This is a genomic window from Heyndrickxia sp. FW510-T9 (assembly GCF_058781025.1).
Window position 1 is genome coordinate 1 of sequence record NZ_JBYSWK010000075.1, and the last position, 16,072, is coordinate 16,072.

At 34.7% G+C, this 16,072-nt stretch carries 13 protein-coding genes, 1 pseudogene and 1 CRISPR repeat array; of the genes and pseudogenes, 11 read left to right on the plus strand and 3 right to left on the minus strand.

From position 1 onward, the window contains the following. The first annotated feature begins 280 nt into the window (after positions 1–280). Positions 281–1,762, plus strand: a complete 1,482-nt coding sequence (proP, locus tag AC3WJF_RS21800) for a glycine betaine/L-proline transporter ProP (protein WP_492455988.1) — start codon at positions 281–283, stop codon at positions 1,760–1,762. A gap of 94 nt (positions 1,763–1,856) precedes the next feature. Here proP and AC3WJF_RS21805 read toward each other — a convergent pair whose 3' ends face one another. Beyond that, positions 1,857–2,213: a MerR family transcriptional regulator gene (locus AC3WJF_RS21805; protein ID WP_492455990.1), complete on the minus strand. Its 357-nt coding sequence runs from the start codon at positions 2,211–2,213 to the stop codon at positions 1,857–1,859. A gap of 80 nt (positions 2,214–2,293) precedes the next feature. Between AC3WJF_RS21805 and AC3WJF_RS21810 the strand changes: the two genes are divergently transcribed. After that, positions 2,294–2,614, plus strand: coding sequence for a hypothetical protein (locus AC3WJF_RS21810; protein WP_492455992.1), 321 nt, complete (start codon positions 2,294–2,296; stop codon positions 2,612–2,614). 51 nt (positions 2,615–2,665) lie between these two features. Here AC3WJF_RS21810 and AC3WJF_RS21815 read toward each other — a convergent pair whose 3' ends face one another. Beyond that, positions 2,666–3,064, minus strand: coding sequence for an acyl-CoA thioesterase (locus AC3WJF_RS21815; protein WP_492455994.1), 399 nt, complete (start codon positions 3,062–3,064; stop codon positions 2,666–2,668). A 230-nt stretch (positions 3,065–3,294) separates the two neighbouring features. On the opposite strand from AC3WJF_RS21815, the gene AC3WJF_RS21820 reads away from it, so the two are divergent. From AC3WJF_RS21820 to AC3WJF_RS21860, 9 genes and pseudogenes are all read left to right on the plus strand, one after another. Continuing rightward, on the plus strand, positions 3,295–3,549 hold the full coding sequence (locus tag AC3WJF_RS21820) for a hypothetical protein (protein ID WP_492455995.1): 255 nt from the start codon (positions 3,295–3,297) through the stop codon (positions 3,547–3,549). A 1,004-nt stretch (positions 3,550–4,553) separates the two neighbouring features. Continuing rightward, positions 4,554–6,983: a CRISPR-associated helicase Cas3' gene (gene cas3 / locus AC3WJF_RS21825; protein ID WP_492455997.1), complete on the plus strand. Its 2,430-nt coding sequence runs from the start codon at positions 4,554–4,556 to the stop codon at positions 6,981–6,983. Positions 6,984–7,186: 203 nt separating this feature from the next. Next, on the plus strand, positions 7,187–7,927 hold the full coding sequence (gene cas5c / locus AC3WJF_RS21830) for a type I-C CRISPR-associated protein Cas5c (protein ID WP_492455999.1): 741 nt from the start codon (positions 7,187–7,189) through the stop codon (positions 7,925–7,927). Then, positions 7,902–9,797 (plus strand): type I-C CRISPR-associated protein Cas8c/Csd1, encoded by a 1,896-nt coding sequence (gene cas8c, locus AC3WJF_RS21835; protein WP_492456001.1) that lies wholly within the window; start codon positions 7,902–7,904, stop codon positions 9,795–9,797. Before cas5c ends, cas8c begins: the two co-directional genes overlap by 26 nt. 17 nt (positions 9,798–9,814) lie before the next feature. After that, entirely contained in the window at positions 9,815–10,675 is an 861-nt protein-coding gene (gene cas7c, locus AC3WJF_RS21840) for a type I-C CRISPR-associated protein Cas7/Csd2 (RefSeq protein WP_492456003.1), read from the plus strand. Continuing rightward, a complete protein-coding gene (cas4, locus tag AC3WJF_RS21845; RefSeq protein WP_492456011.1) occupies positions 10,665–11,321 on the plus strand; it encodes a CRISPR-associated protein Cas4 in 657 nt (218 codons plus the stop codon). The genes cas7c and cas4 overlap by 11 nt, the downstream gene beginning before the upstream one ends. After that, positions 11,318–12,349, plus strand: coding sequence for a type I-C CRISPR-associated endonuclease Cas1c (cas1c, locus tag AC3WJF_RS21850; RefSeq protein ID WP_492456005.1), 1,032 nt, complete (start codon positions 11,318–11,320; stop codon positions 12,347–12,349). Before cas4 ends, cas1c begins: the two co-directional genes overlap by 4 nt. A gap of 9 nt (positions 12,350–12,358) precedes the next feature. Continuing rightward, positions 12,359–12,649: a CRISPR-associated endonuclease Cas2 gene (cas2, locus tag AC3WJF_RS21855; protein WP_492456007.1), complete on the plus strand. Its 291-nt coding sequence runs from the start codon at positions 12,359–12,361 to the stop codon at positions 12,647–12,649. Positions 12,650–12,816: 167 nt separating this feature from the next. Then, a CRISPR array of direct repeats spans positions 12,817–15,110; the repeat unit is 32 nt; unit sequence GTCGCATCCTACATGGATGCGTGGATTGAAAT. Between the two features lie 6 nt (positions 15,111–15,116). Further along, a pseudogene (locus AC3WJF_RS21860) lies at positions 15,117–15,551 on the plus strand (MFS transporter); the annotation flags it as partial. Here the strand turns inward: AC3WJF_RS21860 and AC3WJF_RS21865 are convergent. After that, positions 15,549–15,905: a MerR family transcriptional regulator gene (locus AC3WJF_RS21865; RefSeq protein ID WP_492456009.1), complete on the minus strand. Its 357-nt coding sequence runs from the start codon at positions 15,903–15,905 to the stop codon at positions 15,549–15,551. The pseudogene AC3WJF_RS21860 and the gene AC3WJF_RS21865 overlap by 3 nt on opposite strands. Positions 15,906–16,072: the final 167 nt, after the last annotated feature.

Consider the following 16,072-nt stretch of genomic DNA (forward strand, 5'->3'; position numbering starts at 1 on the left):
GGCCTTTAAGGCCAAGGCCGGTAAGAGAGGCTTTCAGCCGCAGAGCAAACCACCAGTTCACACTGGTGGTTTTGATTGTGTGTAAGTATCAAGGGAATTATTTGCAATTTTTTAGACTTAGATTATTTTACTGTCTTGACGGTTTTTCAAAAAATTAAATAAGGAAAAAGTGTTAGCCCAACTAAAAATGTATAATGAAGTTCCCATCTGAATAGCAAGGATGAAGCTAGCTCAAAATAGCATTATGATTTAATTTTCAATAGGAATATGGGTGAAATAATTGGTTGATAATGTGAAAAAATGGGCTGGATTTAGAAAAAAATCCGAAAGAAGACTTAAAAAAGAAGATATTACGATTGTGGATGCAGATGCGGCAAAGAAAGCGGTGGTGGCAACTGCCCTCGGAAATGCGATGGAGTGGTTTGATTTTGGAATTTACTCTTATTTGGCTGTGACGATAGGAAAGGTGTTTTTTTCTGGCGTGACTGGTCCACTCCAAATAGTGTATTCGTTTGCTACATTTGCTGTAGCGTTTATCGTTCGGCCTCTTGGTGGGATGTTTTTTGGCATGCTTGGTGATAAGTTGGGTCGAAAAAAAATATTAACTATTACATTAGTGTTAATGTCTCTTGCTACTTTAAGTATGGGTTTGATACCGAGCTATGCAAAGATTGGAAATCTGGCTCCTGTTCTTTTGCTTCTAGCGAGATTGGTTCAGGGATTTTCCACAGGTGGTGAATATTCAGGTGCCATGACGTTCATCGTTGAATCTTCACCCGATAAGAAAAGAGGCTTTTTATCAAGTGGGTTAGAAGTGGGAACGTTAGTGGGATATATTGCTGGATCGGGCATCGTGACGATTCTAAGTTTTATGCTTGGACCAGATAAAATGCTGGATTGGGGATGGCGTATTCCGTTTTTCATTGCCGCACCGATAGGTCTAATTGGTCTTTATTTGAGAAATAATTTGGAGGAAACTCCTGTTTTTGAAGCAATGAATGAAGATAATCACAGAGAGAATGAAAAAGGGTTAATAAAAAAAGTTTTTGCTTTTCATTGGCCACAGTTGCTTAAAGGGATGGTTTTAGTTTTATTTTTTAATGTTGTGGATTACATGTTGTTATCGTATATGCCATCTTATTTAAATGTTGTTCTCGGTTATAAAGAAACGAAGGGTCTTTTGTTAATTCTAATTGTAATGTTTATCATGATTCCTATTGTTTTACTCATGGGATATTTCAGTGATCGGATAGGGAATAAACGCATTATTTTAGGAGGCTTGATTGGAGTAATTCTTCTGTCTATTCCATCGTTTAAAATGATTGAAAGTGGAAGCAATTTGATGGTTTTTTTAGGCCTAATGATATTAGCCATCCTATTAGCAACCTTCGAAGCAACAATGCCTTCCATGCTGCCTTCTTTGTTTTTTACACAAGTAAGATATGTTGCATTGGCCATTACATTTAATATTTCAGTTTCTATATTTGGTGGAACAACCCCATTGGTTTTGTCGTGGCTTATAAAAGTGACAGATAACAAGATGATTCCTGCTTATTATATTATGGCCGCTTGTTTAATTGGTATTGTTACCATGATTTTTGTAAAGGAAACCACCGGAAAAGCGTTGCGGGGATCGGCACCAGCAGTTGAAGAAAAACATGAAGTTGCAGAGATATTAGAGAATCCTCAAGACGCAATTTGGTGGAAAGAAGAAAAAGTAAATATTGAAGAGAAAATGGCTGAGTCGGAAGATGAAAAATAGTTGAGAACCGTTGTTTGTACACTCAGAGAGGAAATCTGCACCTCTTTCGGAAAGTCCAACCAGCTGTTCTTTTCCGTTTTTAATGATGCAAAACTTATAATAATCCCTTTATTTCATCTAATTGTTTTTCGAGCTGAATTCTTTTATTTTTAATTTCTTCTTCTTCCTGACGAAGTACGTCTAAATGGTTTGTTAGCTGTACGACAACTTCATGTATGAACTGCGAATCACCACATCCGTATGCATGTTTCAATTTGAATAATAATTGAATTTCTTTAAGACTTAGCCCTAATTCTTTAAACTCTATAATAACTTGATAATCTTGAATTTCTTTTTCTCCATAATCTTTCCTATTTCCTTTCCATTTTGGGGTTAGTAAATTTAATTCTTCATAATGCCTCACAGTATCCTTTGTTGTATTCAAAAAAGCAATAAATTCTCCAATTCGCATTTTTTTCACATCCTAAAAAAGTGATTGACATGGGGTTAACCCCGCATATTTTAATGGAAATTAAAAGGAGGTATTGAGATATGATTTTATTATGGGTAGCAAAAATTTTAACATTTGGATATGGTGCATTATCCACATTAGCCGGCTTCTTGCAATATCGAAAAAGAAATATTCCAAAATGGTCGGCACTTGGAATGGCAATCATCGGCATAGTGATTATGATTTGTTCTATTTATATAAATATCAATACAAATTTACTTTATCTATTAATCTTTTGTTTTGTTCTTATGCATATACTAGCTATCGCAAATGGAAATCATCTTTATGGAAAAGTTAATATAAAACACCATGTAATCAGGTTCATTTTTTCCGTTGTAATTGTTTTGCTTTATATTGTATAAAATGATGGACACCCTTCCATTAGTATTTGCGATAAAGGGTGTCAGATTCTCTTAGTTCTTTACAAATAATGAACGTAATTCATCGGGAACATCACGACTTTTTCGTGTAGCAGCATCCATCGCTACACTTGTTACAAGGGCATCGGCACATTTTTCGCCATGTTGGTTGAAAATTTCCTGACGTAATACATAACTGCTCCCACCGACTTTTTCAGGCTTTGTATGAATCGAAAGTCGGTCGTTCTGTCTGCATTCTTTCCGGTAATTAATATTGATGTTGACCGTTACGGTTTGGATTCCCATTTCAAGAAATCGATCATAAGGCAATCCTGCATTCTCATACCAATTTTCGCGACCCCATTCAAGATATTCTAAATACTTCGCATTGTTTACATGTCCGTTTACATCAATTTCAGTAGAGCGGACGATGATTTCTAGTATGTCTTCCATATTATCGTCACCTATTCTTGATTTTTATTTACATGATATCACAGTGAAATTATTTTATCGGGATCTGTTTCTTGGATTTCTAAATCAATAATGAATATTAAATTAATTTTGTATGGAGTCTTGAAAATCTTCATCACATAATGGAAGTAAGAATACGTCAATTAAATCATTAATAAATCAGAATAATGATGTGGTATAATGACTTCAATATTTGAAAGGTGGTGTATATTATGAGTGTAAACCGTGAAGAATTAAAATACAAAATTGAGCAAATATCTGAACAGGAAGTTGTTAAGGTTCTTGACTTTATCGGGCATTTGGAAGCGAAAAGGGAAAAAGAAAATTATGATTATCTAGATGTAGAAGTTTTAAGCGAAGATGAGGAACTTATTAGTCAGGTACAAAAAAGTCGTGAAGATCGCAAAAATGGGGCTATTTATGATCAAGAAACGGGACTAGCATATCTTCGTGAAAAAACTTTGTAAAGCCTCAAAATTACCCAGAATCCCCCAGTAATCCATTCATTATTTGTTTGTCTGTAAGAGTTAGGGTTTAAGATAATTGATCCTAGTTTTTCAGGTCAATGAAGAAGATGCAATTGTTGGGATAGATGGAATTAAACAAAATCGAAAAAACGTCCATTGGGTGAAATGAAAAATCCAAGCATAAAATTATCTAACATACCTCAATAAAAATGCCTCAAATAACTTTCCGTATTTTACCACTGAATTAGCTCCAGCTTAGAAGTGATATTAATATTATTGTAAAGATACTTCTCTTTTTAAATCGACATATTATTTGGTTATTTAGTGCTGAAAAGTCCTTCATAAAAGGGCTAGCTCCGATTTTAATCAAACGTTTGATTAAGAAGTTACTAGGGTGAATTTGGTCAAAAATTAATATTTCATGTAACTTAAAGAAAGTAGGTTCTTCCATTACTTTATTCTCATCCTTACATTATTTCCTTCATTTCTCCCAGAGTGAAATTCATTGTTAATTTTTTCGTTTATAAACAATATTATTACAGCTTTTTCGCAAAGATAACAGATAGATTAGTAAGATTGAGCATCTTTCCTATTTTTGAAGAGATCAGAAGTCGATAAAAGTGGTATAACTAGTGATTTTTCCACTTCATTATTGATAACCAGTGAATGTATTCTTTAATTCGTTTTTGCAAATAGATTAAAGGAAGATTCAGAGATAAGGTTATGAGAAAATAGTATTAAATTTTGAGTATAATTGACATTTATTGAGGAAAATTTTACTATTATAGTATTAATGAGTTTATACTATGCTGAATAATAGCGAACTATATTAAGAAATATTTAAATTGCCTACCAACAAGAATTGCAGAAGATTGATTCCTTTAAGGATACTTCTGCTTTTTTTTATATTAAGATTTACTAGTAATGCAAAATAAATCTTAATATTCAATGGAATTCATCTACTAGCAATTATTTAACCATTACCATTTATTTGGAGTGATTATATGAAGTATATTGCACACATTCGTGAAAGTGACAACAAAATTCAAACGGTGGAGGAACATTTAGTAGGAGTAAAAGAATTGGCCGAAAACTACGGAAAAAAACTTAATATCGAACACATTACAGGTCTTGCTGGGGTACTTCATGATTTAGGGAAATATACTAATGAATTTAGAGATTATATATTAGAAGCAGTAAGCAATCCTAATGCGCCTCCGAAAAGAGGAAGTGTAGATCATTCAACTGCAGGTGGGAAATTACTGTATGAATATTTCCATTCTGAAGTGGGGAAAGATCCCTACAAACAATTACTTGCTGAAATAGTAGGTAATGCAATTATTTCTCATCACTCCTACCTTCAAGACTTTATAGATCCAGAGCTAGAATCAAAATTTTTAATTAGGGTCCGGGATAAAGAGTTAAATGAATTTGCTCAAACAAGACACGAGTTTTTTGGAAATGTAATGTGTGAGAAATCGTTTTTTGACTATGTTAATCAAGCGGAAAATGAACTAAAGATTTATGTAGAGAAAGATCAGTCCAAGCCTTTTGAAGAAAAAGTTATGTATTTAACTAAATTTGTTTTTAGTGCTTTAATTGATGCTGATCGAACAAATACAAGATTATTTGAAGAGAATCAAATGAGAGAAACTAATAATAGAGACGAAACTCCCTTTGAAACTTATTTCGAAAGACTCAAGTCAAAAATTGATTCTTATAGGGAACACATAGGGGCGAAAACTCCAATTAATCTATTAAGAGCTGAAATGTCAGAACAGTGCGAAAAGTTTGCGGAGAAATTATCTGGAATCTATACATTATCTATTCCAACTGGTGGAGGGAAAACATTAGCTAGTTTAAGATATGCCTTAAAGCATGCCAAAATTTTTAATAAAGATAGGATCATTTATGTTGTCCCTTATACAACTATTATAGAGCAAAATGCAGAAGAAATTCGAAAAATACTGAAGGACGATATCAATATACTAGAACACCATTCAAATGTTATTGACGATGTAAATGATGATGATGAGAATCAAGATGGGATTATGAGTATACGTCAAAAGTTAAAATTGGCAAAAGATAATTGGAGTGCGCCAATAATTTTCACAACCATGGTTCAGTTTTTAAATGTTTTTTATGCAAAAGGAAGTAGAAATATTAGAAGGCTCCATAACTTAAGTAATTCAATAATTATTTTTGATGAGGTCCAAAAAGTGCCTATACGGTCTGTCTCCTTATTTAACCAATCTATCAATTTTTTAAAATCATATTGTAATTCAAGCATTATTCTTTGTACGGCAACACAGCCAGCACTAGATTATGTTGAACATAAATTAGAAATCAATACAGATGGGGAGATCATTGATAATCTTGACCATGTGATAGAAGCGTTTAAGAGAGTAGAGGTGATTGATAAAGCATCCAATGAGACATTTAACAATGAAATACTTTCTGAATTTATAGAAGAAAGATTAGAAGAAGTTCAAAGTATTTTAGTTATATTGAATACAAAGTCAGTTGTTAAGAAATTATTTAATCTATTAAAAGATGGAGTGGATAATATACCTGTTTTTCATCTAAGTACGTCCATGTGTGCTGCACATAGAAATAAAATATTAGATGTAATAAGAGAACACCTAAACGCCGGTGATAAAATCATATGCTTAAGCACACAACTTATTGAGGCGGGAGTTGATGTTAGTTTTGAATGTGTCATTCGTTCCTTAGCAGGGTTAGATTCCATTGCACAGGCAGCGGGTAGGTGTAATCGGCACGGAGAAAAGAGAATGCAATATGTCTATGTAATTGATCATGAGGAAGAGAATTTAAAGCATCTAAAAGAAATAAAAGTAGGTAAGCAGATTACTAAAAGAATTCTTTTAGATATTCATATGGACAAAACGAATCATGGGGGTCATCTATTATCAAGGTCAGCAATGGAATGGTATTTTAAAAATTATTATACCGAGCTTAAGTCAGATTTAAATTACTTTATCCCAAGGCTAAGAAAAGAAATGACAGAATTATTGTCTTCTTCAAAAAGCGATAATAGCTACGTAGAAGCATATTTCCATAACAAAGGTGAATCTCTACCTTTATATATAGCTAACAGTTACTACACAGCAGCTGAAAACTTCCGAGTTATTGAAAATAATACTACATCTGTTATTGTGCCTTATGAAGATGGAAAAGAAGTCATTGCTGAACTGAATGGTGATGGTACTATTGACGACCTTTCAAAACTGTTACGTAAAGCACAGCAATATACTATTAATCTTTATACTTATGAACTCGATCAATTAGATAAAAACTCAGCGTTAGTATACTACATAGATGGAAAAATTTTAGCTTTAAAAGAGGGGTTTTATAATAGCGAATTTGGTCTTGACCTTGATGGGGATAGTGGGTTCGGTGTAAGCGTATTTTAAAAACCCATCAACACTAGTGATAGGTTTTTAAATAATATAATGTATTTTTCAATCCACGCTATAAAAGCGACAATAAAATTATACCATGATTAGAAAAGTTATATGAACTTTCATACAATATATTATTTAATATATTGCGCAGGGAATAAATTAATAGTACAATCTAATTGAATGAATATACAGAAAATTCAGGAGGTGAATAAATGAGGAATTCAATAGAATTTGAAGTTTTCGGAAAGTATGCGTTGTTTACAGATCCCCTTACAAAAATGGGGGGAGAAAAGTTATCGTATCAAGTACCGACATATCAAAGCTTAAAGGGAATAGTTGAATCTATTTATTGGAAGCCCACTTTGCTTATTGTGGTGGATGAAGTGCGAATTATGAATAGTATCCGAATGGAGTCAAAAGGTATTCGACCAATCGAATATGGAGGAGGAAATACACTCGCCAACTATACTTATCTAAAGGATTTGAGATACCAAGTTCGCGCCCATTTTATATTTAATCCTTATCGTCCAGATATGGCTTTTGACCGTAACGAACACAAACATCATAACATTCTTTTGCGTTCTCTAAAAGCAGGGGGAAGAAGAGATATCTTTCTAGGTACCCGAGAATGCCAAGGCTATGTGGAACCATGCGTATTTGGTGAGGGTGAAGGATTTTACGATAATTATGGTGAAATCCATCTAGGCACAATGATTCATGGTATCAACTACCCGGATGAAACAGGTAGAAACGAAATGGAAGTGCGCCTTTGGAATCCAGTGATGAAAGATGGCATCATTCAGTTTATTCGACCTGATCAGTGTACACAAATTAGAAAGATAACGGATTTTAAGCCTAAAACTTTCAATGAAGAAAATGTGGAATCAGTTAATAATCTTTATACGAAATTAGCAGAGGGGGGAATCAATGAGTTGGCTATTAAATCTCTATGAAACATATGAAGCTAATTTGGATCGAGTTGGAAGAATCGAAAAAAAGCATAATGATCAAGAATATACACTACTACCCATTTCTCATACAACCCAAAATGCCCACATAGAAGTAGAAATCACCGAAGATGGAGAATTTCATTCGGCTACCTTAGTTGATAAAAATGACGCAAGCACATTAATTCCATGTACGGAGGATTCTGCAAATCGTGCTGGTTTAAAAATAGCACCCTATCCACTTCATGATAAATTAAGCTATGTAGCGGGAGATTTTGTAGCATATGGTGGGAAAATAAAGAAAGAAGAGCCTTTTTCATACTATATTCATCAACTAAAAGAATGGGCAGACTCACCATATGCTAATAAGAAATTAAAAAGTATTTACACCTATTTAAATAAAAAACAATTGATCAAAGATCTGGTAGAAAGGCAGATTTTATGGCTGGACGCTAATGACAATTTAATAGAGAAATGGGATAAAAATGCCGAAGCTTTGTATGGTGAAAAACCGCCAATATTTTCAGTTATTAACGGTGGTCAAGAAGGTGCTTTCATTCGATTTAATGTGTATTCTCCAAACGAAATTTTATCGAAGGTTTGGAAGGATAAGAATATGTATGAATCTTTTATTCTATTTTATAAAGAACTATTAAGTGACAATGACCTTTGTTATGTAACGGGAAAAACATTACCGAATACTGATAAACATGCAAACAAAATTAGAAATGCTGCAGATAAAGCAAAATTAATCTCAGCAAATGATTCCAGCGGATTTACATATAGGGGTCGGTTTAGTAAAGGTAATGAAGTTGCAAGTATTAGCTATGATGTATCCCAAAAAGCTCATAATGCTTTAAAGTGGCTAATTAATCGTCAAGGAAAAACAGTGGACCAGCGTGTATTCCTTGTGTGGGAAAACGATGGTCAGAAAGTTCCTAGTCCCACAGAAGATGCTTATGGTACATTTCCTTTTGGTTCTAATGAAGTGATAAAAAAGGACAGAAGGTCGTTTACCAACCAAGAGTTTGCTAATGAATTTTCCAAGTCTTTAGATGGTTACCGAAATAATTTAACATCGAAGGCAAAAGTAAATATATTAATATTGGATTCAGCAACCACGGGTAGATTGGCAGTCCTACATTATCGAAATATGGATAAGGAACTCTACTTAAATAGACTCGTTCAATGGCATTCTACATGTGTTTGGGTTCATCGTTATCGTAAAAATAATGAGGGAGAGATTGTTCAATTTTTTGGTGCTCCAGCGACTAAGGATATCGCATTTGCAGCTTATGGGCCAAGAGCGGGTGAAAAAGTAGTAAAAGGATTAATGGAAAGAATGCTTCCATGTGTATTAGATGGTAGAAATATCCCAATGGACATTGTTAGAAGTGCGATTCAACGAGCATCAAATCCTGTATCAATGGAAAAATGGGAATGGGAAAAAACATTGAGCATTACTTGTGCATTAATCAACAAAAAGGAGGGTTATAAAGTGGGATTGGACATCGAAAATAATGATCGAGATTATTTATTCGGACGTTTGTTGGCGATTGCTGATGTCTTGGAGAGAAGAGCATTAGGGAAAGAGGAAACCCGTTCTAGTAATGCCATTCGATATATGAATTCATTTTCAAAGCATCCGGAAAGAACTTGGAAAACCATCCAGGATAGTTTACAACCATACCAGGCAAGACTTGGTGCAAAAGCAAACTATTTATCCAGTTTGATAGATGAAATAGCTTCAAGAATTCGAGTGGAGGATTTTAACAATAGACCGTTAACAGGTAAATATTTACTAGGTTTTTATAGTCAACGTCATGATTTATATCAGAAAAAAGAAAAAAATGATGCGATTGAAAGCTCTAATTAAAAGGGAGGATTACGAACATGACAGTTTTAGATCATAAAATTGATTTTGCAGTTGTATTATCTGTAACCAAAGCCAATCCCAATGGGGATCCGTTGAACGGTAATCGTCCTAGACAAAATTATGATGGTCACGGTGAAATTTCAGATGTGGCAATTAAGCGTAAAATTAGAAACCGCTTACAGGATATGGGTGAATCTATATTTGTTCAATCTAATGACAGAACGGTAGATGATTATAAAAGTTTAAGAGAGCGTGCTGAAGCTAATTCTGAGCTAGTAAAAATATCAAAATCTAAAAATAGTTCCAATGATGAGTTTGCGACAATTGCATGTAAAGAGTGGTTCGATGTTAGAAGCTTTGGTCAAGTATTTGCATTTAAAGGCAATGGTGGGTCAGGTGTATCTGTAGGTGTTAGAGGACCAGTATCCATTCATACAGCGACTAGTGTCGACCCGATTGATATTACTAGTATGCAAATTACGAAAAGTGTAAATTCCGAGCCAGGAAAGGAAAAAGGCTCTGACACAATGGGAATGAAACATCGTGTAGACTTCGGGGTTTATGTATTTTATGGAAGCATCAATACACAATTAGCGGAAAAAACCGGATTTAATAATGAAGATGCAGAAAAAATTAAGCAGGCACTTGCTACCTTATTCGAAAATGATACGTCTGCTGCTAGACCTGATGGAAGTATGGAAATACACAATGTGTATTGGTGGAAGCATAACTCAAAATTAGGTCAATATTCTTCTGCTAAAATACATAGGTTATTAAAGATTAATAGTATGGTAGAAGAACCCAAAACGATTAACGACTATTCTATTACTTTGAAAGAATTAGAGGATTTAGAAGTTGAAGTCATCAATGGACTTTAATGAAGAAGACTATCTTATGCTGTCAGGGATTCAACACTTTCAATTTTGCAAACGTCAATGGGCGCTTATCCACATAGAGCAGCAATGGGAGGAAAATGTTAGAACAGTGGAAGGGCAACATCTTCATAGAAATGCTGATAAGCCCTTTACTAGAGAGAAGCGTGGCAATAAACTCATTGTTCGAGCTATGCCTATAAAGTCTAATGTTCTTCGAATCACAGGTATATGTGATGTAGTAGAATTTGTTGAAGATGATAAAGGTGTTGAAATAAATGGTGCTGAGGGAAGGTTTGTAGCATACCCTATCGAATATAAACGCGGGAAACCAAAAATGAATGATTCGGATGTACTACAATTAACTGCACAAGCAATGTGTTTAGAGGAAATGCTTCTTTGTGAAATAAGCACAGGTTATATGTTTTATAATGAAGTAAAACATAGAATGGAAGTACCTATAACTGAAAATGATAAAAATAGAGTAAGAATAATTATTGCAGAAATGCAAGATTATTACAAACGAAGGTATACACCTAAGGTGAAAACAGGATTATTTTGCAACAGTTGTTCCCTTCAAAATATTTGTTTACCGAAATTAATGAATAAACGAACTGTGAAAAGTTATATTGAAGGGAAGATCAATGAGTGAAGAAACTTCTGAATACACTTTTTATTACACAACCAGACGTTTATTTATCGCTAGAGGGTGAAAATATTATCCTTCTTAAGGAACAAGAAAAACTAGGGAGATTGCCTCTCCATAATTTAGAATCAATCGTTTCTTTTGGATATACTGGTGCTAGCCCAGCGTTGATGGGATATTGTGCAGATAATAATATTTCGTTAGTTTTCTTAACCGTAAATGGACGATTCCGTGCTAGAGTTATTGGAAAAAGTCGGGGAAATGTCGTTCTAAGGAAAAAACAATATCGGATATCAGATGATGAATTGTTGTCAGCAAAAATTGCCCGTAATTTTATTATTGGTAAGGTTTACAATAATAAATGGATTATTGAAAGAATGACAAGAGATTACCCTTTACGAATAGATGTAGTAAGGTTTAAAGACATTTCTCAACATTTATCTTCTATCATACTTGAAATAAGGGAATGTGAGGACCTAGAAAGGTTAAGAGGGTTAGAAGGTCAAGCTGCAATAAGCTACAATAGATTGTTTAATCAAATGATACTACAACAAAAAGAAAATTTTTATTTTAACACTCGTTCTCGAAGACCACCTTTAGATAATGTGAACGCTATGCTATCTTTTGCTTACACTTTGTTAGCTAATGATATGGCATCAGCATTAGAAGGGGTTGGTCTCGATGCATATGTTGGGTTTTTACATCGAGACCGACCTGGAAGAGTATCTTTAGCGTTAGATGTAATAGAAGAGCTGAGGGGTGTTTTTGCCGATAGGTTTGTTTTATCGTTGATTAATAAAAAGATTGTCAACAAAGAAGATTTTCTAAAAAAGGAAAATGGTGCAGTTATTATGACTGATGAAGCTAGGAAAAAGTTTTTAACTGCATGGCAAACAAAAAAGCAAGAAAAAATAACGCATCCATTCTTAGGAGAAAAAATACCTTGGGGATTAGTACCTCATGTTCAAGCTCTATTATTAGCACGTTATTTACGTCATGATATAGATGAATATCCGCCATTTTTGTGGAAGTAGGTGTATCCTTTGTTGATATTAATTACTTACGATGTAAGCACAGTTAATAATTCTGGTCAAAAAAGACTAAGAAAGGTTTCAAAGGTTTGTCAAAACTATGGTCAAAGAGTTCAAAACTCAGTGTTCGAATGTATTGTAGATGCTACTCAATTTGCTTCCTTAAAAATAGAACTTGCCGAAATTATTGATAAACAGCAAGACAGTCTTAGATTTTATCAGTTAGGCAATAATTATAAAAACAAGGTAGAACATATCGGAGTGAAAGAATCAATTGATTTAGAGGGCCCGTTAATTATTTAGTGCGAATGTATAGTACACATAAAAGATTGGGTTCATTCGCACCAATTTCCCTAATAATAATTTGCTAATTTATACAGTTATTTAAATGTTCTTTAAAAATATTTAAAGAAAATGGTGTTTTTTAATCAAAATTACGAAAATAAAGGTTATTTTGATCAAAATTCGCTGTCGCATCCTACATGGATGCGTGGATTGAAATGCGCTAATACTACGCGGGGTGTTAACGGTACGTCGTCGCATCCTACATGGATGCGTGGATTGAAATTTCAATTATGATGACACACGAGGTATCGTATAGCGTCGCATCCTACATGGATGCGTGGATTGAAATTTCCATTGCGTGTCAGGGACGCGAAGAAGTCTTGTCGCATCCTACATGGATGCGTGGATTGAAATATCATATTCCGTATAAGTCGGTTGACGATGATTGGCGTCGCATCCTACATGGATGCGTGGATTGAAATATCAAACGAATTACATCTGCATTTAGCCGATTTTGTCGCATCCTACATGGATGCGTGGATTGAAATGGTAATAGCTTCATTTATTTCATTCCGATCTAAGTCGCATCCTACATGGATGCGTGGATTGAAATCTTTTTGTGTTTTTATTTCAAAAACTTCCATCAGTCGCATCCTACATGGATGCGTGGATTGAAATTGTCTAAACACTGTAAAGACAATGATGTGAATGCGTCGCATCCTACATGGATGCGTGGATTGAAATAATCCATTAGCAGCTGCCTCTCCTGATTATTCATGTCGCATCCTACATGGATGCGTGGATTGAAATACATAAGCCATACCTTGACAAGCATTTTCCGCCCCGTCGCATCCTACATGGATGCGTGGATTGAAATTCACGTACTATGGGAAATCAAAGTCGTATATCCTTGTCGCATCCTACATGGATGCGTGGATTGAAATAGACTAAACGAAATTCTTAATGTCAAATGGAATGAGTCGCATCCTACATGGATGCGTGGATTGAAATAAAAAATGGACTATTTCTTTATCTTATCCAGTGTGACGTCGCATCCTACATGGATGCGTGGATTGAAATTGCTTTTCGACGATTAACCAACCCTTGAACCACTACGTCGCATCCTACATGGATGCGTGGATTGAAATTGTTCTACGACTTTGCTCTAATTCTCCGTTTAACGTCGCATCCTACATGGATGCGTGGATTGAAATTGTCAATGCTGGTTAAAAACTCCAAGTCAACTTGGTCGCATCCTACATGGATGCGTGGATTGAAATTATTATGATATAGATGAATTGTTTAGTTGATAAGTCGCATCCTACATGGATGCGTGGATTGAAATTTATTCTTGATGGAACCTCAAACATAACTCACAGTCGCATCCTACATGGATGCGTGGATTGAAATCAACAAACTATTAAATATGTACTTTGATATGTTGTCGCATCCTACATGGATGCGTGGATTGAAATACCTGTCTTTTTTTCTGTCACTTATTTGGATCCTCGTCGCATCCTACATGGATGCGTGGATTGAAATTCAAACCTTGATGTAGATAGCTTGGCTAGATATAGTCGCATCCTACATGGATGCGTGGATTGAAATCTCTCCCCTTTTATATAAATTAAGACGGACAATTTAGTCGCATCCTACATGGATGCGTGGATTGAAATTTCAGTTGACCTACTTCGTTTCCATCCTTCACGCGTCGCATCCTACATGGATGCGTGGATTGAAATACCGCATGGAAGGCGAAGCAGACGATTGGGGCGAGTCGCATCCTACATGGATGCGTGGATTGAAATAACTAACGGGGAGTAAAGCGAAACAAGCGAAAGTTCGTCGCATCCTACATGGATGCGTGGATTGAAATCAACAACGGTATTACTTCCAAACGAAACAATGTTGTCGCATCCTACATGGATGCGTGGATTGAAATATTCAAACTTTTATAGGAAGTTTTTTCTTTCTTTGGCGTCGCATCCTACATGGATGCGTGGATTGAAATAACTAAGAAAGTATCAATATTGCCATGTTTGCGAAGTCGCATCCTACATGGATGCGTGGATTGAAATTTCACAAACTTATAAAATTTATTACTCTCAAAAAATGTCGCATCCTACATGGATGCGTGGATTGAAATTAAAACTAGTTTTATAGCTGTTTGATTCAAATGCGTCGCATCCTACATGGATGCGTGGATTGAAATCAATATCTCCATCCTTATCTTTGTACCAACAAACGTCGCATCCTACATGGATGCGTGGATTGAAATTAAAAAGATGATTTTTAATGTAAAGAAGGTGTCCATGTCGCATCCTACATAGATGCGTGGATTGAAATCTGCAGAAGGTCAAATTATTGAGCCAGGAACACCGGTCGCATCCTACATGGATGCGTGGATTGAAATCCATGTTAGGGCAATGGTTGTTAGTAATAAAGATGTCGCATCCTACATGGATGCGTGGATTGAAATTAATAGAAAAGAGGTTTTTTATCAAGTGGGTTAGAAGTGGGAACGTTAGTGGGATATATTGCTGGATCGGGCATTGTGACGATTCTAAGTTTTATGCTTGGACCAGACAAAATGCTGGATTGGGGATGGCGAATTCCGTTTTTCATTGCTGCACCAATTGGTCTTATTGGTCTTTATTTGAGAAATAATTTGGAGGAAACTCCTGTTTTCGAGGCAATGAATGAAGAGAACCATAAAGAGAATGAAAAAGGGTTAATAAAAAAAGTTTTTGCTTTTCATTGGCCACAGTTGCTTAAAGGGATGGTTTTAGTTTTATTTTTTAATGTTGTGGATTACATGTTGTTATCGTATATGCCATCTTATTTAAATGTTGTTCTCGGTTATAAAGAAACGAAGGGTCTTTTGTTAATACTAATTGTAATGTTTATCATGATTCCTTTATAATAATCCCTTTATTTCATCTAATTGTTTTTCGAGCTGAATTCTTTTATTTTTAATTTCTTCTTCTTCCTGACGAAGTACTTCTAAATGGTTTGTTAGCTGTACGACAACTTCATGTATGAACTGCGAATCACCACATCCGTATGCATGTTTCAATTTGAATAATAATTGAATTTCTTTAAGACATAGCCCTAATTCTTTAAACTCTATAATAACTTGATAATCTTGAATATCTTTTTCTCCATAATCTTTCCTATTTCCTTTCCATTTTGGGGTCAGTAAATTTAATTCTTCATAATGTCTCACAGTATCCTTTGTTGTATTCAAAAAAGCAATAAACTCTCCAATTCGCATTTTTTAACCTCCAAAAAAATAATTGACAGGGGGTTAACCCCACATATTTTAATGAACTTAAAATATAAAAAATGGGGTGTTGAAGTATGGTTTTATTATGGGTAGCAAAAATTTTAACATTTGGATATGGTGCATTATCCACATTAGCCGGCTTCTTGCAATATCGA

Bases quoted from the DNA above. Each gene is read 5' to 3' on its own strand.
- AC3WJF_RS21805 (WP_492455990.1), bottom strand. From the start codon at position 2,213: ATGCGAATTGGAGAATTTATTGCTTTTTTGAATACAACAAAGGATACT.
- AC3WJF_RS21810 (WP_492455992.1), top strand. From the start codon at position 2,294: ATGATTTTATTATGGGTAGCAAAAATTTTAACATTTGGATATGGTGCA.
- AC3WJF_RS21815 (WP_492455994.1), bottom strand. From the start codon at position 3,064: ATGGAAGACATACTAGAAATCATCGTCCGCTCTACTGAAATTGATGTA.
- AC3WJF_RS21820 (WP_492455995.1), top strand. From the start codon at position 3,295: ATGAGTGTAAACCGTGAAGAATTAAAATACAAAATTGAGCAAATATCT.
- cas3 (WP_492455997.1), top strand. From the start codon at position 4,554: ATGAAGTATATTGCACACATTCGTGAAAGTGACAACAAAATTCAAACG.
- cas5c (WP_492455999.1), top strand. From the start codon at position 7,187: ATGAGGAATTCAATAGAATTTGAAGTTTTCGGAAAGTATGCGTTGTTT.
- cas8c (WP_492456001.1), top strand. From the start codon at position 7,902: ATGAGTTGGCTATTAAATCTCTATGAAACATATGAAGCTAATTTGGAT.
- cas7c (WP_492456003.1), top strand. From the start codon at position 9,815: ATGACAGTTTTAGATCATAAAATTGATTTTGCAGTTGTATTATCTGTA.
- cas4 (WP_492456011.1), top strand. From the start codon at position 10,665: ATGGACTTTAATGAAGAAGACTATCTTATGCTGTCAGGGATTCAACAC.
- AC3WJF_RS21865 (WP_492456009.1), bottom strand. From the start codon at position 15,905: ATGCGAATTGGAGAGTTTATTGCTTTTTTGAATACAACAAAGGATACT.